The 18791-nt window shown below is 66.9% G+C and carries 19 protein-coding genes; 12 read left to right on the top strand and 7 right to left on the bottom strand.

From position 1 onward, the window contains the following. Positions 1–80 precede the first annotated feature (80 nt). A complete protein-coding gene (gene rqcH, locus NATPE_RS07000; RefSeq protein WP_006179442.1) occupies positions 81–2246 on the bottom strand; it encodes a ribosome rescue protein RqcH in 2166 nt (721 codons plus the stop codon). A gap of 241 nt (positions 2247–2487) precedes the next feature. Between rqcH and NATPE_RS06995 the strand changes: the two genes are divergently transcribed. The 3 genes from NATPE_RS06995 (at position 2488) to NATPE_RS06985 (ending at position 4447) form a co-directional block, all read left to right on the top strand. Continuing rightward, positions 2488–3132 (top strand): hypothetical protein, encoded by a 645-nt coding sequence (locus tag NATPE_RS06995; RefSeq protein WP_006179443.1) that lies wholly within the window; start codon positions 2488–2490, stop codon positions 3130–3132. 61 nt (positions 3133–3193) lie between these two features. Then, positions 3194–4027 (top strand): ZIP family metal transporter, encoded by an 834-nt coding sequence (locus NATPE_RS06990; RefSeq protein WP_006179444.1) that lies wholly within the window; start codon positions 3194–3196, stop codon positions 4025–4027. Positions 4028–4093: 66 nt separating this feature from the next. After that, positions 4094–4447 (top strand): hypothetical protein, encoded by a 354-nt coding sequence (locus NATPE_RS06985; protein WP_006179445.1) that lies wholly within the window; start codon positions 4094–4096, stop codon positions 4445–4447. 377 nt (positions 4448–4824) lie between these two features. Here NATPE_RS06985 and NATPE_RS06980 read toward each other — a convergent pair whose 3' ends face one another. After that, a complete protein-coding gene (locus NATPE_RS06980; protein ID WP_006179447.1) occupies positions 4825–6486 on the bottom strand; it encodes a tRNA uridine(34) 5-carboxymethylaminomethyl modification radical SAM/GNAT enzyme Elp3 in 1662 nt (553 codons plus the stop codon). 160 nt (positions 6487–6646) lie between these two features. Between NATPE_RS06980 and mbhE the strand changes: the two genes are divergently transcribed. Genes mbhE through mnhG form a run of 7 tightly spaced genes read left to right on the top strand, consistent with a single transcriptional unit; the run spans position 6647 to position 12834 of the window. Beyond that, complete coding sequence (gene mbhE, locus NATPE_RS06975) at positions 6647–9103, top strand: hydrogen gas-evolving membrane-bound hydrogenase subunit E (protein ID WP_006179449.1); 2457 nt, start codon at positions 6647–6649, stop codon at positions 9101–9103. Continuing rightward, entirely contained in the window at positions 9100–9564 is a 465-nt protein-coding gene (locus NATPE_RS06970) for an MnhB domain-containing protein (RefSeq protein ID WP_006179450.1), read from the top strand. Before mbhE ends, NATPE_RS06970 begins: the two co-directional genes overlap by 4 nt. Then, the gene (locus NATPE_RS06965; protein ID WP_006179451.1) at positions 9561–9914 is read left to right on the top strand and encodes a sodium:proton antiporter; all 354 of its coding nucleotides are present in this window, start codon (positions 9561–9563) and stop codon (positions 9912–9914) included. The genes NATPE_RS06970 and NATPE_RS06965 overlap by 4 nt, the downstream gene beginning before the upstream one ends. A gap of 11 nt (positions 9915–9925) precedes the next feature. Continuing rightward, positions 9926–11575 carry a complex I subunit 5 family protein gene (locus tag NATPE_RS06960; protein WP_172637294.1) on the top strand — a complete coding sequence of 550 codons (1650 nt, stop codon included), beginning with the start codon at positions 9926–9928 and terminating at the stop codon, positions 11573–11575. Continuing rightward, positions 11575–12180, top strand: coding sequence for a Na+/H+ antiporter subunit E (locus NATPE_RS06955; protein WP_006179454.1), 606 nt, complete (start codon positions 11575–11577; stop codon positions 12178–12180). Before NATPE_RS06960 ends, NATPE_RS06955 begins: the two co-directional genes overlap by 1 nt. Then, positions 12173–12463 carry a monovalent cation/H+ antiporter complex subunit F gene (locus NATPE_RS06950; protein WP_006179456.1) on the top strand — a complete coding sequence of 97 codons (291 nt, stop codon included), beginning with the start codon at positions 12173–12175 and terminating at the stop codon, positions 12461–12463. Before NATPE_RS06955 ends, NATPE_RS06950 begins: the two co-directional genes overlap by 8 nt. Then, positions 12460–12834, top strand: coding sequence for a monovalent cation/H(+) antiporter subunit G (gene mnhG / locus NATPE_RS06945; protein ID WP_006179458.1), 375 nt, complete (start codon positions 12460–12462; stop codon positions 12832–12834). The genes NATPE_RS06950 and mnhG overlap by 4 nt, the downstream gene beginning before the upstream one ends. An 81-nt stretch (positions 12835–12915) precedes the next feature. Here mnhG and NATPE_RS06940 read toward each other — a convergent pair whose 3' ends face one another. From NATPE_RS06940 to NATPE_RS06930, 3 genes are all read right to left on the bottom strand, one after another. Continuing rightward, positions 12916–13392: an SHOCT domain-containing protein gene (locus NATPE_RS06940; RefSeq protein ID WP_006179459.1), complete on the bottom strand. Its 477-nt coding sequence runs from the start codon at positions 13390–13392 to the stop codon at positions 12916–12918. Positions 13393–13538: 146 nt separating this feature from the next. After that, a complete protein-coding gene (locus NATPE_RS06935; protein WP_006179460.1) occupies positions 13539–15758 on the bottom strand; it encodes a DHH family phosphoesterase in 2220 nt (739 codons plus the stop codon). 158 nt (positions 15759–15916) lie between these two features. Continuing rightward, positions 15917–16180, bottom strand: coding sequence for a hypothetical protein (locus NATPE_RS06930; protein WP_006179461.1), 264 nt, complete (start codon positions 16178–16180; stop codon positions 15917–15919). A 410-nt stretch (positions 16181–16590) separates the two neighbouring features. Between NATPE_RS06930 and NATPE_RS06925 the strand changes: the two genes are divergently transcribed. Continuing rightward, positions 16591–17319, top strand: coding sequence for a metal-dependent hydrolase (locus NATPE_RS06925; RefSeq protein ID WP_006179462.1), 729 nt, complete (start codon positions 16591–16593; stop codon positions 17317–17319). 69 nt (positions 17320–17388) lie between these two features. Here the strand turns inward: NATPE_RS06925 and NATPE_RS06920 are convergent, their stop codons facing one another. Continuing rightward, complete coding sequence (locus tag NATPE_RS06920; RefSeq protein WP_006179463.1) at positions 17389–17973, bottom strand: metal-dependent hydrolase; 585 nt, start codon at positions 17971–17973, stop codon at positions 17389–17391. Between the two features lie 11 nt (positions 17974–17984). Then, positions 17985–18179: a hypothetical protein gene (locus NATPE_RS06915; protein WP_006179464.1), complete on the bottom strand. Its 195-nt coding sequence runs from the start codon at positions 18177–18179 to the stop codon at positions 17985–17987. 133 nt (positions 18180–18312) lie between these two features. On the opposite strand from NATPE_RS06915, the gene NATPE_RS06910 reads away from it, so the two are divergent. Further along, positions 18313–18708: an OsmC family protein gene (locus tag NATPE_RS06910; RefSeq protein ID WP_006179465.1), complete on the top strand. Its 396-nt coding sequence runs from the start codon at positions 18313–18315 to the stop codon at positions 18706–18708. The last annotated feature ends 83 nt before the right edge of the window (positions 18709–18791 follow it).

Raw genomic sequence — 18791 nt, 5'->3', positions numbered from 1 at the left:
TCGACGCCCTCGAGGACGGGATCCGGTCCGACACCGACTCGACACGGTGATCCGCGGCCATCGCGTGCGGGTCGGCGCGATTACTCCTCTTTGATCCGGCTACCGCCCGGCGGCATGAAGTGCTGGATCCGGTCCGGGCTGGCGATCTTGCGGACGAACGACTCGTCCTCGAAGCGCTCGCGGAACCGCCGGTAGAGCCGTTTGGCCGTGTCCGCCTGGGCGTACTGCCCGGGCTCGAGTTCGATCGTCGTCTCCGTCCGGTCTTCGATGGCCGACGGCGGGCCGCCGATCACTCGCGTGTAGGGCTCACACTGGATCCCGACCGCCGCGCCGACGGGGGTATCGCGGTAGTAGGTCCGATCGCCGCGGATCGCGAACCCACCCTTCTCCAAGTACTCGCCGCTCTCGGGGGTCTTCGAGACCTGATCGGCATCGACCGCGTAGACGTCGCCCGCGTAGCGGCCGTCCTTCCAGACCGAGGCATACGAGACCGCGAACTGGGCCGCCTCCTCGATGCTCGACTCGGGGAGTTCGATGTCGCTCGAGGACGCTTCACTGGGGTCGGTCGCCTTCAGCACGGTGACGGGACCGCCGTGGGCCTGCGTGTGGAGGACCTTGTCACCGGGCTCGAGGTACTTCTTGACGATCTCCTCGTTCTGGTCGGCGTTGCGGCCGCCGATCACGAGGTAGTCGTCGCTGGTGTGGAACCAGCGGAAGCGATCGAACCAGGGCTCGTTCTCGCGGATCGGAATCGAGGGGTCGGCGAGCCAGTCCCGGTTCGGCCCTTCGTCGTCCGCCTCGTCCTCGTCGTCGCTCGCGGCGTCCTTTGCTTCCCACTCGTCGCGGCGTCGCTTGGCGTCTTCTAAGTCCTCACGGGTGTTCTCGATGGCCGCCAGCGCGCCCTCCTTTTTGTCCTCGACGCGTTTGGCCTCGGTGTAGAGCCGGTCGGCGTTCTGTTCGACGCCCCGATCGGCGACCAGTTCGATCCGCTCGCCGTCGAGGTCGACGGTCACGGTCCCCTCGCTGCCGTCGACGTCGATGACCGCCTCGGCGGCCGCGATACCGCGGTCGGCTCCTTCCTCGAACCGCTCCCGGATCTCGTCCCAGGCGCGGTCCTGCTCGCGGGCCCCCTGGACCGTCGAGAGGATCTCGTCGACGAGTCCGTACTCGGCGTAGAGCAACTCCGCTCGCTCGCGTAACTGCTCGGCCTCCTGCTCGAACCCCTCGATCGCCCCCTGCTGTTGCTCGATGATCCGCTCGTGTTTGGCGATCTCGGACTCGAAGTCCGGCCGCTGATCGGTCGGATCGGGCTCTTCCTCTTCGGCGAGTTCGAGCCGGAAGAAGTAGTCGTCCAGCGCCGACAGGAACGAGTCGTAGCCCTCGGCGGGCAGGTCCGCGTGTTCCTCGAGCGGGAACGGCGTGACGTCGACGACGGGACCGTCGCCTGCGTCGGTTCCCTCGCTTTCGTCGTCCCCGTCGGCCTCGTCCCCGTCGTCACCCTCGAAGTAGAGCCTGGGCTCGAAGTTACCGTTGCGGATGTCGAGTGCAAGCCGTTCGATGGCCTCGTAGATCCGGTCGTAGACATCGTCGTCGGCGTCGTCGATGTCCAGCCCCTTCTCGACGCCGGCGCGGGTACAGACCTCCTCGGCGTAGAGCCCGCCGAAGTTGAGTTGGGTCGCCAGCGTCCGGACCACGTCGGTGTCGGAGTCGTCCATCTCGTGGTCGAACGCCTCCCGGGAGACCGTCAGCGGGTTCGTCCGGGTATCGGGGAACTCGTAGCGCGAGCCCGGGACGACCGTCCGAGACTTGAGTCGGACGGTCTCGAGGCAGTCGATCACCTCGTACTCGCCGTCGGTGACCGCGACGTTGCCCTGCCCGAACAGTTCGACGATGATCCGGGTCGTGCCGTCGTCGCGCTCGAAGACGAACTCGAGGATGCGGTCGAACTCGTACTGTTCGACGCCCGCGAAGTCCGCTCCCGACAGTCGGTTCCGGAGCATCATCGCGAACTGGGGCGGCCGGCCGGGGGCGTCGGGCACCCGCTCGGGGGCGACCGTGTGGGCCCGCTTGACCTCGCCGACCTCGAGGATCAGTTCCAGTCGGCCCCGGTCGAAGTCCCGCATCTTGAGGCGGACGAGATCGTCGCCGTAGAGGTAGGCTTTGTCGACTTTCGCTCCCTCGTAGGTACCGAGTTCCCCGACGAGGGCCGCGAGGTCGACGCTTGTCAGCTCCCGCTTCGAATCCATACTACACACTGCCCGGCCCGGTCAAAAAGGGATGTCGCTCCGGAGACGGTCGATCACGTCGGCGAGCGTCCGCGAGGATGTCGACCGCCCACCCGTCGGTCGCTGTCGGAACATCTAATCCCCGCGGGCACTCAGTACGGGGCATGTACGAGGCCGTGGGTGGCGTCACCCGTGAGTCGAACGCGCGACTGCGAGGAGGAACTGACCGAACGCGGACGGTCACGAACGGGGGGCCGACCCGATGAGCGCAGGCGAGGAACCGCCCTGGACCGACGTCTCCCGGTTCCCGGACTTTCTCGATCATCTCGAGCAACAGGGCGGCGCGACGGTCCGCGGGATCGTCGACCGGATCGATGCCGATGTCGATATGGACGGCGTCGTCTATCACGATCGGGGCATTCGCTCGCCGGGCTACGACGCGACGTTCGTCCCCGAGCCCGAAGGTGAGCGACTTCGGCCCGCGTTCAGCGTCGAACTCCACACCGTCGGCCCCCGAAGCATCTGGGCGGTCTTCGACGCGACGCTCTCGTGGGACTTCTATCTCCTTCAGGCCGAGGGGATCGCGGCGATCGCCTGGGTGAGCGACGAGGAGTACAACGCCGAGGAGTCCGGGATGTTCCTCTCGAAACACGACGCCCTCGCCGCCGGCCGGTTCTCCTTTGGCACGTTCATCTATGCCGACGAGGACTGGCAGGAACAGCTGGAACTGATCGAGGGAACCGATACGCCCGCCTTCCTCCAGCGCGACGACGGCAGCACGCTCATCCCGACCAGCCAGGCCGATTTCTACGACGTCGTCAACTCGACGCCAGAGGCGTTCCGGACCAACGGCGGCGGTGCGCCGCCACATCTGGGACTGCTCGAACTCGAGGTTTCGATCGACTAAGGACGGTCGGCCGCCGTATCCGACCGCAACCGTTTTCGAGCCGGCGTCGGAGGGAACCCGTATGTCGTCGCTCGAGGAAGTCGTCGTCGTCGCGACCATCGCCGGCTGTACCACCGGGCTCGGGGCGTTACCACTCCTTCTCACCGACCGAATCAGCCACCGCGTCTACGACGGGTCGCTCGGCCTCGCAGCCGGCATCATGGTCGGGGCCGCGGTCTTCGCCCTCGTGTTGCCCGGCCTCGAGATGGGGTCGCCGCTCGAGGTCACCGCCGGTCTCCTCGCCGGCGGCGGCTTCCTGCTGGTCGTCAACGCCGTTCTCCCGCACTTGCATCTCCTCTTTCGCGGGGAACGGGTCGAAGGGACGGGACCGAAATTCGACCCCGCCGGCGAGCTACCGTCAGCCGAGGCTGACGGCGACCTCGACCCGCTCGGCGACGATGCCGACGACCTGCGTCGCGCCGCACTGGTCGGCGGTGCCGTCACCATTCACAACGTCCCAGAGGGGCTGGCGGTGGGGATCGCCTTTGCGAGCGGCGAGACGGCGCTCGGCCTCGCCATCGCGACGGCGATCGCCGTCCAGAACGTCCCCGACGGGTTCGCGATGGCGGTGCCAGCCGTCCGGGCCGGCGTCTCCGCCCCCCGAACGCTGCTGTACACCACGCTCTCGGGCGGCGTCCCGGAGCCGATCGCCGCTGCCGTCGGCTTCTCGCTCGTCGCCGTCGTCTCCGGGCTCTTTCCCCTCTCTGCCGGCTTCGCTGCGGGGGCGATGATCGCCGTCGTCTTCCGGGAACTGGTCCCCTCGAGCCACGGCCACGGCTACGCCGACACCGCGACGGCGACGTTCGTCCTCGGCTTCGCGGTCATGCTACTCGTCGACACCGTCCTCGCGGTCTGACCGGGGTGTCTCGTCCACCGGCCTACGGGTCAAAGGAAACATACGTTACCGAATCCACACGAACGTATGGTCTCCCGCGAAAACAGCGTCCTCGCCGTTGCGTTCGCCCTCTGTCTGGCCGCCTTCCTGCTCGGTGCGGCCCTCGGCCTCGAGGGACCGATCTACGCGTTCGTGGTGGTGATCGCGATCCCGATCGTCGGGCCGCAACTGTACCTGGCGGCCACCGGCGACGAGGCGGTGCCGGCGCCGACTCGGATCCGGACGGCCCTGCTGCTGGGCGGCGGTCTCTGTCTGCTGTTCGGGACCGCCGGTACCGACGCGGAGCGGCGGCTGTTCTGGGGGATCGGGACCGGACTCCTCCTGACGGCTCTCGTCTACGAGGTTCGGACGGGATACCTGCGCGAAATTGCGAGCCGCTGACGGAGCCGCCGTACTGATCACGGCAGCGTGGCGTCGCCTTGAGCGAACTGCGAGAACGGAAACCGAGCGTGCCGGTGTCGCTCTCGGGGGAGTCGAGCGACGGGATGGGTGCCGGCGCGCTCGCGGACAGTGCGGTGTGCCGCTGTCGGAGTGGGATGGGGGGGTAGAGGGGATGACAACGGTGCCGACGATTGTCGGCACGAGAGTATACACTATGGAAAATAATAAATTTTGTGCGTTTAGAACATGAACTATTCCCGCAGGAAAAATTCGAAGCGCGACGCGATTTCGTGTCTCGATTCGTCGCAGTCGGGAGTCGGAGCGGCCGGCAGCGGTCCCGATCGGCTCTCGAGCGGGCCCGGCCACACACGAACGGCCTAGAGACGTTTGCTCACGTACGGGCCGTCCTGATGGTAGCCGAGTTTGTTCCGGTAGTACTCCCGCGCGCCGATGCCGGAGATGACGCTCAGTTTGTCGTAGCCGGCGTCGACCGCGAGGTCCTCGGCGCGATTCATTAGCCGGCGGCCGTAGCCCTGATGCTGATGTTGATCCGTCTCGCTCTCGTCGCCCATGGCGACCTCGGAGCCGTAGACGTGCAGTTCCCGGATCAACGCGGCGTTCTCGAGTTCCGGGCGGACAGGGTCGTTGGGGAACCGGAGCCTGCAGAAGCCGACCAGCAGGTCCTTCTGGAAGTCCTCGAAGGAAATGAAATGCTCGGTGCCGCCGCAGGCCTCGTAGGTCAACACGTCGAGGTCGACGTTCTCGGCGTCCTCGTCGTTCATCCCCGCTTCGCGACAACGGATACAGTCACAAGACCAGCCGTGTTCGTCCATGCGCTTGCGGGCGAGTTGGCGGAGATTGGACTTCCAGACGCCGGCATCGATGAAGTCCGCGGGGATGTCCCGCTGGACGCGCTGGAGTCGCGTGTACCGGGGAATCATGTCCTTGATCTCGGCGATCAGCTCCGCGGCCTCGTCGTTGCCCAGCGGTTCGAACTCGCCGTTGTGCCACCAGTCGTAGGTCGCCGTTCCCCGGACGATCAGCGTCGGATAGATCTTCAGGTAGTCCGGCTTCCACTGCTCCTCCTCGAAGAGCCGCCGGAAGTCCTCGAGACACATCTCCTTGCTCATTCCGGGCTGGCCGGGCATCATGTGGAAGCCGACCTTGAACGCCGAGTCCCGGAGCCGGCGGTTGGCGTCGATCGACGCCTGCGCACCGTGGCCCCGGTGCATCTCCCGGTTGATCCGCTCGAAGGTCGTCTGGACGCCGACCTCGACTTTCGTCCCGCCCAGCTCGAGCATCCGGTCGATCTGTTCCGGATCGCACCAGTCGGGCTTGGTCTCGAAGGTCGTCCCGATGTTGCGGACGTCGGCCGTCTCGTTCTCGGCGATGACGTCCTCGAGGTACTGCCACTCGTATTCTTCGGGGTCCTCGGCGAAGCTGACGCCCTGAGCCGGTTCCGGCTCCTTGTCGACGTCGTAGTCGTTCATCGCCTCGAGGGCACGCTTGACGAACCACTCCTGGTAGTCGTGGCTGCGGGCGGTCATCGTCCCGCCCATCAGGATGAGTTCGACCTTGTCGACGGGGTGGCCGATCTGGCGCAGCTGCTCGAGTCGGAGCGTGACCTGCCCGTAGGGATCGTAGTCGTTCTGGACGCCGCGGGCGGCGGCGGGCTCCTCGCCCGTGTAGCTCTGGGAACTCGAGAACTCCGAGTCGGGGCCGCCGGGACAGTAGAGACACTTCCCGTGGGGACAGCGCTCGGGCGAGGTCATGATCGCGACCGGCGAGACGCCCGAGGCGGTGCGGACGGGTTTGCGCTGTAACACCGCTTCCAGATCCTCGCGGTGTTCCTCGGGCGCGTAGTCCAGCAACTCGGAGTTCTTCGGCACCTTGGGTGCCGAGTGTTCCGAACAGGCCTCGAGCTTCGCTTTCTCGACCTCGTCGCGCTCGATCTCGCCGGCGAGGATCCGCTCGACGAGCGTCTCACAGACCCGCTCGAACGCTTCGGTTTCGGTCGGTTCGGGCGTCTCGGTACTCACTACGTACGAATGGTCGCCGTTCGCGAATAAGCGTGTCGGACTCTTCGATGCGGCCGCTACCACCGCGACGTCCAGTCCGTGTGTGATGGTTCCGTCTATCAGTCGGGCTTCCGAAAGGTAATCGCTTAAGGGATGTCTCACCCTATCCTCGGCGTATCGAATGTCTCCCGACCTGGCGGTCGTCGTCGCCGCGGTCGCGTTGCCGTTCGTCGCGGCAGCACTGACGCCGCTCGTCTTCCGTCTCCTTGGCGAAACGACCGGGTTCGTCGGAACCGTCGTCTCGCTGGCGTCGTTCGGCCTGCTCGCCACACAGTACGGCACCGAGGGCAGCGTTTCCCTCGAGTGGATCTCGTCGCTGAATATCGCACTTCGGTTCTACGTGGACGGCTGGGCGCTGCTGTTCGCGATGCTTGCCACCGGTATCGGCGCGCTCGTATTCACGTACTCCCCCGCATACATGCACGGGCAGGCCGGCCTCCCGCGGTACTACGCCGCCCTGCTTGCCTTTATGGGCTCGATCGTCGGCGTCGCGCTGGCCGCCGATCTGGTCGCGATCTTCCTCTTTTGGGAACTCACGAGCCTCTGTTCGTTCGTTCTGATCGGCTACTACACCGCCGACGACTCCTCGCAGTACGCCGCCCGGATGGCCATGTTCATCACCGTCGGTGGCGGCCTGTTCCTGCTCGTCGGCCTCCTCTTGCTCTCGATCGTCGCCGGCGACGTCCTCGGGCCGGGGGCCGCGTTCGACCTCGCCACGATGCTCGAAAACCCCGAGACCATGAGCAATGCCTTGCGGGAGCGGGGCCTGTTCCTCCCAGTTCTCGGCCTGCTGGCGATCGGTGCGGGCACCAAGTCCGCGCAGGTACCGGTCCACTTCTGGCTGCCCAACGCGATGGCGGCCCCGACGCCCGTCTCCGCCTTTCTCCACTCGGCGACGATGGTTAAAGTCGGCGTCTACTTCATCGGCCGCATCCGGCCCATGCTCGTCGGCGAGGAGTGGCTCTTCCTCTTCGCGACGCTCGGGCTGACGACGATGACCGTCTGTGCGATCATGGCCGTTGCCGCGACCGACATCAAGGAACTGCTTGCCTACTCGACTGCGAGTCACCTCGGGCTGATGGTCGCCGGCTTCGGCTTTACCTCCGTCTACGGCGCTGAAACCGGTGTGTTCCACCTCCTCAACCACGCACTGTTCAAGGCCGCGCTCTTTCTCGTCGCCGGTATCATCGCCCACGAAGCGGGGACCCGCGAGATCCGGGAGTTGGGTGGCCTCCGTCACGATCTTCCCGTCACGGCGGCGATCACCGGCGTCGTCGCGCTCAGCATGGCCGGTATTCCGCCCTTCAACGGCTTTTACTCCAAGGAGCTGCTCTTCGAGGCCGCCGTTGAGGCGAGCCATTACCACGAAATCGGACTGCTGGGTTGGCTCTACCCCGCCGTCGCCGTCTTCGGCAGTATCTTCACCGTCCTCTACTCGCTGAAGTTCCTCTCGCTGTTTTTCGGCGAGCGCCCCGAGGCGCTCGGCCACGTCCACCGGCCGAACGTGAGCCTGCTCGTCCCGCCGGCCGTCCTCGCGTTGCTGGCCGCGATCGTCAGCGTCGACCCGCAGCGAGCGGTCGACCTCGTCGTCCAGTCGGGACTCGAGGCGACGGCGGTCGACCCCCACGCGATGCACGTCGGCCTTCCGACCTCGTACTCGACGCCGGTCGGCATGAGCGCGGTCACGATCGGGGCCGGCGTCCTCGCGTATCCGTCCTACGGACGGATTCACGACGGCATCCGCGCGGGGCTGGCAGCGATCCCGCCGATCCGCGCGAACTGGTGGTACGACCGCATCGTCGAGGGACTCACCGACGAGGGACGGCTGTTCGCCGAGTGGGTCCACAACGGCCATCTCCGGACGTACGCGACGTGGACGCTGGCGGCGACCTGTGCGCTCGCACTCACCGGGTTCGTGGCCGCCGGTGCCATCGTCCCGGCGACGATCGGACTCGAGGTCACGATCCCCATCGCCCTCGTATTGCTCGTGGCGGTGGTCGGTGCGGTCGCGGTCGCACGCGCCGACAGCCACATCGCCGGGATCCTCACCCTCTCGATCCTCGGCTTTATGATCGCCATCTTCTACATCCTCGCGAGCGCGCCCGATCTCGCGTTGACCCAACTGGTCGTCGAGACGCTCGTGCTGGTGATCTTCCTGCTGGTCGTCGAGGAGATCCCCGAACGCTACGAGATCGAGGTCGGACGGGTCGCCCGCGATGCCGTCCTCTCGGTCGCCGTCGGCGTGACCGTGTTCGTGACGATCCTCGTCACGACCGACGCTCGGCCCGACGGGCCGACCGAGATCGCCCGCGCCTACGCCGAGCGGGCGGTTCCGGGCGGCGGCGGGACCAACATCGTCAACGTGACCCTCGTCGACTTCCGCGGCTTCGATACACTCGGCGAACTCGCCGTGATCGCGCTCGCCTCGATCTCGATCCTGACGCTGATCGTCATGCGCGGTCGCGGCGACGCGAGTCCCGCCGGCGACGATCCGTCGACCGACTCGAGCGGCGGCGACGGACCGACCGCCGCCGACGCCAGCACCGACGGCGGCCCCAGCGGAGGTGAGGACACGTGACGACGGTCATCATGCGGACGACCGCGCGGGCGATCGTCCCGATCGTCCTCGTCGTCGCGATCTCGCTGTTCTTCGAGGGCCACAACCTGCCCGGCGGCGGGTTCATCGGCGGCGTCCTCACGGTGACGGCCTTCGGGATCGTCTACATGGCGTTCGGACTCGACTTCTTAGAGCGGGGCGTCCTCGGCCGCGAGGTCGATCCCGGCAAGGGAGCCTCCCGGGACCGCGTCGTGTTGGCGTATCGCCGCCTGTTCGCCTACGGGTTCGCGATCGCGGTCCTCAGCGGACTCGTCCCGCTGGTCTTCGATCGGCCCTTCCTGACCCAGACGTTCGTCATGCTCGAGGGGGTGCCGATCTACGACCACCTCGAGGTCGCGAGCGCGATGGCCTTCGACTTCGGGGTCTACTGCGTGGTCGTCGGCGGCCTGCTCACGATCCTCTCGGTGGTGGGAGCCGAATGACGGCGATCGCCCTGGCGGCCGCGGTCGGTGCGCTGTTTGCCCTCGGGACCTTCCTGCTCCTGCGGCGGGACCTGATCCGGGTCGTCTGGGGGCTGGCGATCATCAGTCAAGCCGCGAACGTCTACCTGCTGGCGATGGGCGGGATCGCGCCGGCGACCGCCGACTCGGTGCCAGTACTCGCCGGTCATGGGGACCACGTCCCGGAGACCGCCGATCCGCTGGTCCAGGCGCTGGTGTTGACCGCGATCGTCATCGGCTTCGGCATGACGGCCTTCGCGCTCGTGCTGTCGTATCGGGTCTACGAGGAACACGACACGTTGGACGTAACGGAACTGGGTGATCGGAAATGACGATGACGACGATGACCGCGACGCCGGTCGGAACCGAGTCACAGCTCGTGATCGCGCCGATGTTGATCGTACTGGTCGCGGCCGCCGCGACGCTGTTTCTCGGCCGCCACCCCCGGGCTCGAGCGGCCGTGAGCCTCGCAGCCGGTGCGGGCTACGGGCTCGCAGTGGCGGCAATCGACTGGTATATCGTCCTCGCGCCGGGCGCGCCGGGGATCGCGACCTACCAGGTCGGCGACTGGCCGGCCCCATTCGGGATCACGCTGGTCGCGGATGGCCTCTCGGCGTTCATGCTGACGATGGTCGCGATCCTCGGCATCGGATCGCTGGTCTACTCGACCAGACACCTCCCCGGCGGGGAAGGTCGGAGTTACTACTTCCCGCTCTTTCATTTCCTCGCGCTGGGCGTGACGGGAGCGTTCCTCACCGGCGACCTCTTCAACCTCTTCGTCTGGTTCGAGGTCATGCTGATGGCCAGCTACGTCTTCGTTGCTTACAGCGGCGGTCCCCAACACACCCGCGCCGCGTTCTGGTACGTCGCGCTCAATCTGCTTGCAAGCGCCGTCTTCCTGCTCGGCGTCGGCGGGATCTACGCGACGACCGGCACGCTCAACATGGCCGATCTCGCCCAACGGCTCGCCGAGCCGGCCGCCTACGGCCTCGAGCCCGTGCCCGTCGTCGGCCTGCTCGGCATGCTCCTGTCGGTGTTCGCGATCAAGGCCGGGCTGGTCCCCTTCCAGTTCTGGATCCCAACGGCCTACCGGGCCGCACCGCCCCAGATCACCGCCCTGCTCGCCGGCGCGACCAAGAAGGTCGGCATCTACGCGATCATCCGGCTTTCCTTTACGGTCTTTGCCGGTGCCGAGGTCGCCGTCGATCTCCCGCTGCCGGTCGTCGACGCCGCGATCGCCGGCGACTCGCCGCTGCCGTTCGTCGGCGCGGCGCTGCTCGTCATGGGCGCCGGCAGTATCCTCGTGGGCGGCATCGGGGCCGTCGGCCGCGACACCATGGAGGGCGTGTTCGCCTACTCGAGCATCGGCCAGGTCGGCTTCATCGCCGTTCCGGTCGCGATCGCGGCGTCGACGGTCGACCCGACGCTTCGCGAGTTCGCGATCATCGCCGCGTTGGTGTTTGCCTTGAATCACACGCTGGCGAAGGGACTGCTCTTCCTCGCGGTCGGGACCGTGCGCTCGGCGACGGGGACGAGCCGCTTCGCCGATCTGGGCGGGCTGGCCGGCCGGTCGCCACCGCTTGCCATCGCGGTCTTTATCGCCTCGCTCGCGCTCGTCGGCATCCCGCCGCTGTCGGGCTTTTTCGGTAAGTTCCTCGTCTTCGACGCCGCGGCGCGGGCGGGGGCCGGCCCCGTTCTCGTCCTCCTGCTCGTCGGCTCACTGTTGACGATCGCGTACGCGACTCGCATGTGGAACCGGAGCTTCTGGGGCGCTCGAACCGACGCCGTCGACGCGGCGACGATCGATCCCGTCGAAGTGGGCGTCCTCGTGGTCCTTGCGGCCACGATCGTCGTAGTCGGAGTCGGCTTCGATCCCGTCTACGAGTTCGCGGAAACGGCCGCGGAGGCCGCCCTCGATACGGATACCTACGTCGACGCCGTCGACCCGCAGAACGCGAGCGAACTCGGCGGCTCGAGCGGGGGTGATCACTAATGCGGGTTCGCACCTGGCCGGTCGTCGGCGTCGTCTTCGCCGTCCTGTGGGTGTTCGTCGTCGGCCAGCCGCTGACGCCGATCTCGCTGCTTCGGGGCTTCCTCTCGGGACTGATCGTCGGATTGCCGATCGCGTACGTGTTCCGGCGGCTCTACGGTCGGCGACTCGATCTCGGCCGCGGGGTTCGTGCGCTCCCCTACGCCGGGCTCTATCTGGGGGCGTTCACGCGGGAACTCCTGTGGGCGAACGTCGACGTCGCCTACCGCGTCCTCTCGCCGGGCATGCCGATCGAGCCCGAGGTGATCCTGGTACCGCTGCGTGTCGAGTCCGACGTCGCGGTCACGGTCATCGCCAACAGCATCACGATCACGCCCGGCACGGTGACCCTGGACTACGACGACGAGACCAACGCCCTGTACGTCCACGGCGTCAACGGCCGGAACCCCGAGGCCATCGCCGAGCCGATCCGTACCTGGGAGGACTACGCCCTCGAGATATTCGCCGAGGACGCCTCGCCCGACGACGAGCCGCGGCCGATCGTCGTCTCCGGCGGGGAAAGAGACAGTACGGCGGACCGCCAACGTGGAGGTGTCGGCGATGACTGAAAGCGATCCCGCCGTCCTCGAGACGGCGATCCGGGCCGCGCTCGTGGTCGTCAGTGGCCTCTGTGTCGCCTGTGGCTACCGGGTGATCCGCGGGCCGACGAACCCGGATCGAGTGGTCGCGCTCGATGCCATCGCGACCAACGTCATCGCGATTGCCGTCCTCTTTGCGCTGCTGACCGGTCGGGGCCTCTTCATCACGGTGAGCCTCGTGCTGGCGATCATCGGCTTCATCGCGACCGTCGCCGTCGCCAAGTTCGTCACCGACGGGGAGGTGATCGAATGATCCACACCGCCGTCGTCGTCGGCCTGATCGCCATCGGGGTCTTCTTCCTAACCGTCGGGACGATCGGGCTGCTTCGCCTGCCCAACGTCTACAACCGGATGCACGCCACGAGCAAGCCCACGACGCTTGGCACCGCCGCGATCTTCCTGGCCGGCTTCGTCGAGTTCGGCCCCGGATCGGAGGGGCTGACCGCCCTTATCGGGATCGGCTTCTTGTTCCTGACGGTGCCGACGGGCACCCACATGATCGCCCGGGCCGCCGAACAGATCGGCGTGCCGTTCCTCGGAAGCGTCACCTGGCCCGATCCCGACGCCGTCGAACGCCCCGACCGCGTCGAGCGAACGGACGACGCCGAACCGACCGACGACTGAGCCGGACCGTTAGAACGGGTCCCCAGTACGATCGCAGGACGTCGCGGACGGCCCGAAAGCGACTGTCAGCCGTCCGTACCGTCACCGGTCGTACTCGAGGTCCCGTTCAGGAACCCCGTTGCCGGTCCGGTCGCGCTCTCGTGTCCACTCCCGGGCGTCCTCGAGCGACTCCGTGTCCAGCAGGCGCTCGAGTTTGCGCTCGAACTGCTCGTCGCTCAACTCACCCGCGGCGTAGCGCTCGCGCAGCGTCTCGAGGGCGTCACGCGAGTCCGTCGCGGTGTCGGTCGTCGCCTCGGTTCGTTCGGTCCCCGCCGACGAGCGGAACTCGTCGGCCCACTCCTCGATGTCATCCTCGTCGCCGAACAGGATCGCGACGACCGGGACGACGGCGATATAGCCGACGAGCAACGCCGCGAGCCACCAGTCCTGACCGGTGAACATCGCTCCCATCCAGATCGCCGTCACGAGCAACGAGACGATCCCGGTGGCGTTCTCACGGAGTCGGGTCCACGGATCGTCGTCGCCCGGTTTGTGGCTGCTCCCCTCGAGTCCGCTCATACGGATACATTCGATGTGGAGCGGAAATACGTTGGTGGTCCGAGGGGATCGTCGATCGGCGAGCCGAACGGACTCCCGATCGGTCGGTCACGGAACGGCGTCGCTGTCGCTCGTGGTGAAAGCGGACGACGGAGGAAGAACGGGGCTTACGCGAGCGTCTCGCCGAGCGCCTCGAGCGCGGCCTCACGAACCGCATCGCGTTCGCCGGGCAGGAACTCGACGTGGCCGTCCTGACCGCCGACGACGGTGACGCCGCCGTTGGGAACTGCCTCGGCGATGGCGTCGCCGAGTTCGCGGACGTCGACCGGTTCGCTCGCACGGACGTGGAGTTCGTCGTCGCCGACGCCGAGCGTGACGACCGGCGGGTCGGCACGGTCGCGTTCGCTGCGGTGGAGCGCGTCCAGCAGCAAGATCGTGGTCGGGAAGTTGTACCGGTGCGTGAAGGCGTCGGTGTCGAGAACGGAGACGGTAACCCCGTCGACGCCCCGCACGGAGAGGTTCTCGCGGGCCGTCTCGAGTTCGGTCTCGAGTTTGTCGCGGAACTGTTCGGAGACGTGAGCGGCGAGGTCGCCGTCGCGGGGGCGCTCGGTGTCCCCGTCGCCGAACAGCAGGTCGATGATGAGTTCGCGCTTGTCCTTGTAGGACTGGTAGTAGGCCTGCAAGGCGACGGCCTCGCGGCGCTCGGAGATGCCGGTCTCGTCGTAGCCGGCCTCGCGGGCGAGTTCGAGGTAGGCCTCGGGGGTGTCCTCCCAGTAGCTGACCGCGGGGAGGTGTTCGAGGTCGGCCCGGACGTCGTCGTTGACGTGGGCGGCGACGTTGGCCGCCAGCGCCGTCGAGGTCACGTCCGAGACGTCGACGCCGGCAAGCGAGGGCGCGACGGCGAGGTCGACGGCGTCGGTGACCTCCTCGTCGGCTCGGCTGTCGTCGATCACGAGCGAGTCGGCGTCGTACAGCGAGAGCAGGTCGTAGCCGTCGACGGACTCGACGGTCGAGCCGGCGTCGACCAGTACGACTAAGGGCAGCTGCTCGCCGTGGCGGTCGCGGGCCTCGAGCATCGAGGTGACATCGCCCGTGGCGGCGTCCATGTCGTAGACGCGACCGTCGAGCGGTCGGCGCTCGAAGTAGTGATACTCGGCGTCGTCGCGGGTGTGTTTCTCCCGGATCAGCGGAAGGACGGCGCGTTCGATCGCTGCACCGGCGACGTAGCCGTCGGCGGTCGCACCGTGGCGGACGACGATCGGACGCGCCTCCATGACGGCACGTCGGATCGCGGTCGCCGCGTCGGCAACGCCGTCCTCGACGGCCGCGACGGCCTCGTGGTCGGCAAGCGGCGCGACGTCGGCCGGACGGGCCTCGCGTTCGATCGCCGTCTCGAGGCGGTCGACGACGCGCTCGCGGTCGTCGCCTTCGAGAACGTCGAGGGATTCGGTCTCGACCTGCAGATCGCCGTGGTGGTGTTCGACCTCGCCCTCGAGAGCGACGACGTCGTCGATCTCGACGTTGGGGTAGGCGCGAACGCCGGCCTCCTCGAAGGCCGCACACTCGACGCTGCCGGTTTCGTCCGTCAGTTCGAACACCGTCGGACCGCTCGTCTGTCGAACGCCGGTGATTTCGCCCTCGAGGCGGACGACGCTACCGACCTGGTTCTCGATGGCCTCGACGGTCGTCCGCTTGAGTGCGGGCTCGTCCTCGGCCTCGGGTTCGGCGTCGGCCGCGTCGTCGGTGGCGGGGGTCGAGGCGGCGGCGGACTCGGTCGCGACCGAGCCGCTGCTCGTGACAGCGCCGGCGGCCTCGGCGGCCGCGGGCTGCTCGTCGACCGTTTCGGCTTCGGTTTCGGTCTCCTCGGCGGCGGCTTGCAACTCGCCGGCCTTCGCGTCGCGGTCGTCGGTCGTCGTCGCTTCTGTCTCCTCGGCGGCGTCGGCGTCGTCGGTCGACGACTCGGTCGCGCCGGCGTCGCCAGTCTCGGCGTCGGCATCGTCCTCGAGGTCGTCGGGCTGGAACTCGTCGTCCTCGGTTTCGATCAGTTTGCCGCGGAACTCGCGTTCGCGCTGGCGGATCGACCAGCCGAGGTCGACGTTGCCGTTGTCCCGAACGTCGAGGACCTGAACGAAGACGTCGTCGCCCGGTTCCCAGTCGAGACTCTCGAGTCGCTGGTCGAGTTCGCTTCTATGCAACAGTCCGGTGACGTGATCTCCGATGTCGACGAAGACACCGAAGTCGGCGTAGCCGTCGACGGTACCCCGGTAGTACCGACCGGGGGTGAGCTGTGAGGCGGCGGTGCCGCGGAATTCGAATACGGCGTCCTCCTCGTGGCTCTCGCAGATCTCGCCATCAACGGGTGTGCCGCAGATGATACAGTTACCCATCTACTCGGACCAAGCAGTTTCGCCCTAAAACGGTTGTCGGAATGCGTTCGCCAGCCGAACCCGGTCCGCGGGCCGGCGTCATCGGTCTGCTGTCCGTCATTGCCAGTGGGACCGCGACCGCCCTGCGGTCCCACCGGGAAATCGGGACGGCAAACCGCTCAGTCGAAAACCGGCGACTCCTCCTCGAGGGCCTCGACGTCGTCGACCAGCTTACGGACGTCCTCCGGGAACAGCGAGATCTGGATCTCGTTGTCGTCCTCGTCCTCGAAGACGAACTTGACGCGCTTGTCGCCGAACTCCCGCGCTTCCGCCGACTCCACGTCGAACAGCTTGGCCGTCGCCGCCTTGTTGTTCGGTCCGACGTTCTTGATCGCACCGTCGTTCAATTCTACCATGAACTCCTCGAGCGTAAGCGCGAGCATAGTCGCCGTACGAACCGGAGCTAAAAAACGCCACGGCATCGCCGGTCGACCGGCGGCTGCCTATAGTAGCTCTTGAAAGTCAATGTACACCCGATCGCAGGGCAGCGTTGCGATCGGTGTGTGAATCGTTTCAAGAGCCACTAGAAAGCCAGTGATCCCCGCAACGACCTGTCAAGGCCGGCCACGGGGACCACCGCCGCATGCGTGGTGTGTCAGTTCGCCTGCGGCTTGCTGGCGTAGCAAGAGCTGAGGCATAAATTATGGTGATCGTCCACTTCGGGGACGGCGGGCCGACGGTCCCCGATGGTGGGTCAGGTACCCGTTGACCGCGACATCCTGACGCCGTCAGCTCGAGTGGTCGTCCGCCTCGCCCACTTTTAAGTTGCATTCGCCCGAACCGAGCGGATGCTATGGAACTTACCTGGCACGGCCACTCGACGTGGCACGTCACCGTGGGGGAGACGGAGCTGCTGATCGATCCGTTCTTCGACAACCCGAAGACGGATCTGGAGCCGGCAGACGTCGATCAGCCTGACTACGTGCTGTTGACACACGGCCACGCCGACCACATCGCTCACGCGGGCGAGTTCTCGGACGCGACGCTGGTCGCGACGCCGGAACTCGTTTCCTACTGCGAGGAGGAGTTCGGCTTCGAGGACGCCGTCGGCGGGATGGGGATGAACCTCGGCGGCACCGTCGAGTGTGGCGACGCCTACGTCACCATGACCCGTGCCGACCACACGAACGGGATCATGACCGAGAACGAGAAAAGCGCCGGCATGCCGGCCGGGTTCGTCATCTCGGACACGAAGCCGACCCAGGTCGCAGATGAGGAGTCAACGACGATCTACAACGCCGGTGACACCAGCCTGATGAGCGAGATGAAAGACGTCATCGGCCCCTATCTCGAGCCCGACGCGGCGATCGTCCCGATCGGCGACCACTTCACGATGGGGCCGATGCAGGCCGCCGTCGCCGTCGACTGGCTCGACGTCGACCACGCCTTCCCGCAGCACTACGATACGTTCCCACCGATCGAGCAGGACCCCGAGGACTTCGCCAGCGAGGTCCGCGGAACCGGGAGCGACGCCGAGGTCCACACGATCGAGGCCGACGAGCCGTTCGAACTCGAGGGCTGAGCGGAGGTCCGCGACGGGCGAGTCGGTCGATGTAACTCGCGATCGCCTTTTCTTGGCCCGGCCGAGCGATCAGTCGTCAGTACCGGTAGCGGACGGCTCGGTGCTTCCGATTCGGTAGCGCGTCTCGAGCGGATACCGATCGTTCCAGACGAGCAGCAAGTGGAGGGCGACGGCGACGCCGAACAGGCCGAAGTTCCACACCGGTGAATCGTAGTAGATGACGTCGACGATCACCGGGTCGGAATAGACGGGCCAGAACGGCGAGAGCGGAGGCGCGATGTCAGGCGCGGAGAGGATATCGGCAAACAGATGGCTGATACCGCCGGTAAGCAGCCCCGCTGTCGCGAACACGAAGACCGCCTCGCTCCCGATGTCGGTGCTTCGGATCCAGCGGGTAGCGTTGAACCAGTCGGTGAGATACCGGGCCGCGACCGCGCCGGCGAGGACGCTACTCAGCGCCACGAACAGCACGGTATGGGTCACGCCGTGATGGCTGATCGGAAGAACGCCCTGCAAGACGAGATCGGTGTCCGGGAGCATGGCCGTCACCAGCGTGAAGCTGGCGAACACAAGCGCCGCTCGGCGACCCCAGACGAGCCACGCTGGGGCAGCGAACAACAGCGCCATCGCGAGGTGACCGGTGACATCGACCATCGAATCACCCGCTAGCGGAGCCGCCGCATTGCTCGAAGGGCCAGCGACGCGCCCGTTCCGATGCCCGGGAGCCGTGCGGAGAGCGCGGCAGCGCCGAAAAGCAGGAATCCGCTCTTCGGCCGCCCCCGTCGAAACTCCAGCGCGCTGTCGATCAGCGTCGAGAGGACGCTGAGCCTGTTGATCGACCGTCTGTCGAGAGACACCATCGTTCGTCCGCGGACGTTGGCCCGCGACCGGCAAGTCGAACCACGCTGCAGGTGCAGGCCAGACGCCGCGATTCCGACTCACGGAGCCACCGACCAAACGTTTACACCATCGCTCGTAGACGACTCGAGTGCTATGGCGAAGCAGGTCACCACCGTTTCCGACGAGGGGTACAGCGCGACCAACGAGATCCGCGACTTCGAGACGACCATCGACGCCAACGGCGAGGCGGCCCCCGACACCCTCGAGACGCTGCTTGCGGCCTACGGCTCCTGTTACGTCCCGGCGCTGCGGGTCGGCGGCCAGCAGCGCGGGGCCGACGATCTCGGCCGGATCGAGATCGACATCGACGGCGACCTCAACGACGACGACAAACTCGAGTCGATCAGCTTCGATATCCGCGTCGCGGCCGACGTCGACGACGACACCGGCGAAGAGATCCTCGAGCGGGCCTTCGAACTCTGCAAGGTCCACGACGCGCTCAAAGACGGGCTGCACGCGGAGACGAGCTTCAAGGGCGACGCGTTCTGAGGACTGTGTTCGACGGTCCACCGCCGTCGACCTCGTTCCGCCGCCGTCGGCGCTTGCTCGTTCCGGTCAGCCGTCCAAGCAGT

Origin of the sequence: Natrinema pellirubrum DSM 15624 (genome assembly GCF_000230735.2) — an archaeon.
Taxonomy (GTDB): Archaea; Halobacteriota; Halobacteria; order Halobacteriales; family Natrialbaceae; genus Natrinema; species Natrinema pellirubrum.
This window is presented reverse-complemented; position numbering and strand designations above follow the sequence as displayed.

Excerpts from the sequence above, each read along its gene's own strand:
- rqcH (WP_006179442.1), bottom strand. The coding sequence starts at position 2,246 with ATGGATTCGAAGCGGGAGCTGACAAGCGTCGACCTCGCGGCCCTCGTC.
- NATPE_RS06995 (WP_006179443.1), top strand. The coding sequence starts at position 2,488 with ATGAGCGCAGGCGAGGAACCGCCCTGGACCGACGTCTCCCGGTTCCCG.
- NATPE_RS06990 (WP_006179444.1), top strand. The coding sequence starts at position 3,194 with ATGTCGTCGCTCGAGGAAGTCGTCGTCGTCGCGACCATCGCCGGCTGT.
- NATPE_RS06985 (WP_006179445.1), top strand. The coding sequence starts at position 4,094 with ATGGTCTCCCGCGAAAACAGCGTCCTCGCCGTTGCGTTCGCCCTCTGT.
- mbhE (WP_006179449.1), top strand. The coding sequence starts at position 6,647 with ATGTCTCCCGACCTGGCGGTCGTCGTCGCCGCGGTCGCGTTGCCGTTC.
- NATPE_RS06965 (WP_006179451.1), top strand. The coding sequence starts at position 9,561 with ATGACGGCGATCGCCCTGGCGGCCGCGGTCGGTGCGCTGTTTGCCCTC.
- NATPE_RS06960 (WP_172637294.1), top strand. The coding sequence starts at position 9,926 with ATGACCGCGACGCCGGTCGGAACCGAGTCACAGCTCGTGATCGCGCCG.
- NATPE_RS06955 (WP_006179454.1), top strand. The coding sequence starts at position 11,575 with ATGCGGGTTCGCACCTGGCCGGTCGTCGGCGTCGTCTTCGCCGTCCTG.
- NATPE_RS06950 (WP_006179456.1), top strand. The coding sequence starts at position 12,173 with ATGACTGAAAGCGATCCCGCCGTCCTCGAGACGGCGATCCGGGCCGCG.
- mnhG (WP_006179458.1), top strand. The coding sequence starts at position 12,460 with ATGATCCACACCGCCGTCGTCGTCGGCCTGATCGCCATCGGGGTCTTC.
- NATPE_RS06940 (WP_006179459.1), bottom strand. The coding sequence starts at position 13,392 with ATGAGCGGACTCGAGGGGAGCAGCCACAAACCGGGCGACGACGATCCG.
- NATPE_RS06935 (WP_006179460.1), bottom strand. The coding sequence starts at position 15,758 with ATGGGTAACTGTATCATCTGCGGCACACCCGTTGATGGCGAGATCTGC.
- NATPE_RS06930 (WP_006179461.1), bottom strand. The coding sequence starts at position 16,180 with ATGCTCGCGCTTACGCTCGAGGAGTTCATGGTAGAATTGAACGACGGT.
- NATPE_RS06925 (WP_006179462.1), top strand. The coding sequence starts at position 16,591 with ATGGAACTTACCTGGCACGGCCACTCGACGTGGCACGTCACCGTGGGG.
- NATPE_RS06920 (WP_006179463.1), bottom strand. The coding sequence starts at position 17,973 with ATGGTCGATGTCACCGGTCACCTCGCGATGGCGCTGTTGTTCGCTGCC.
- NATPE_RS06915 (WP_006179464.1), bottom strand. The coding sequence starts at position 18,179 with ATGGTGTCTCTCGACAGACGGTCGATCAACAGGCTCAGCGTCCTCTCG.
- NATPE_RS06910 (WP_006179465.1), top strand. The coding sequence starts at position 18,313 with ATGGCGAAGCAGGTCACCACCGTTTCCGACGAGGGGTACAGCGCGACC.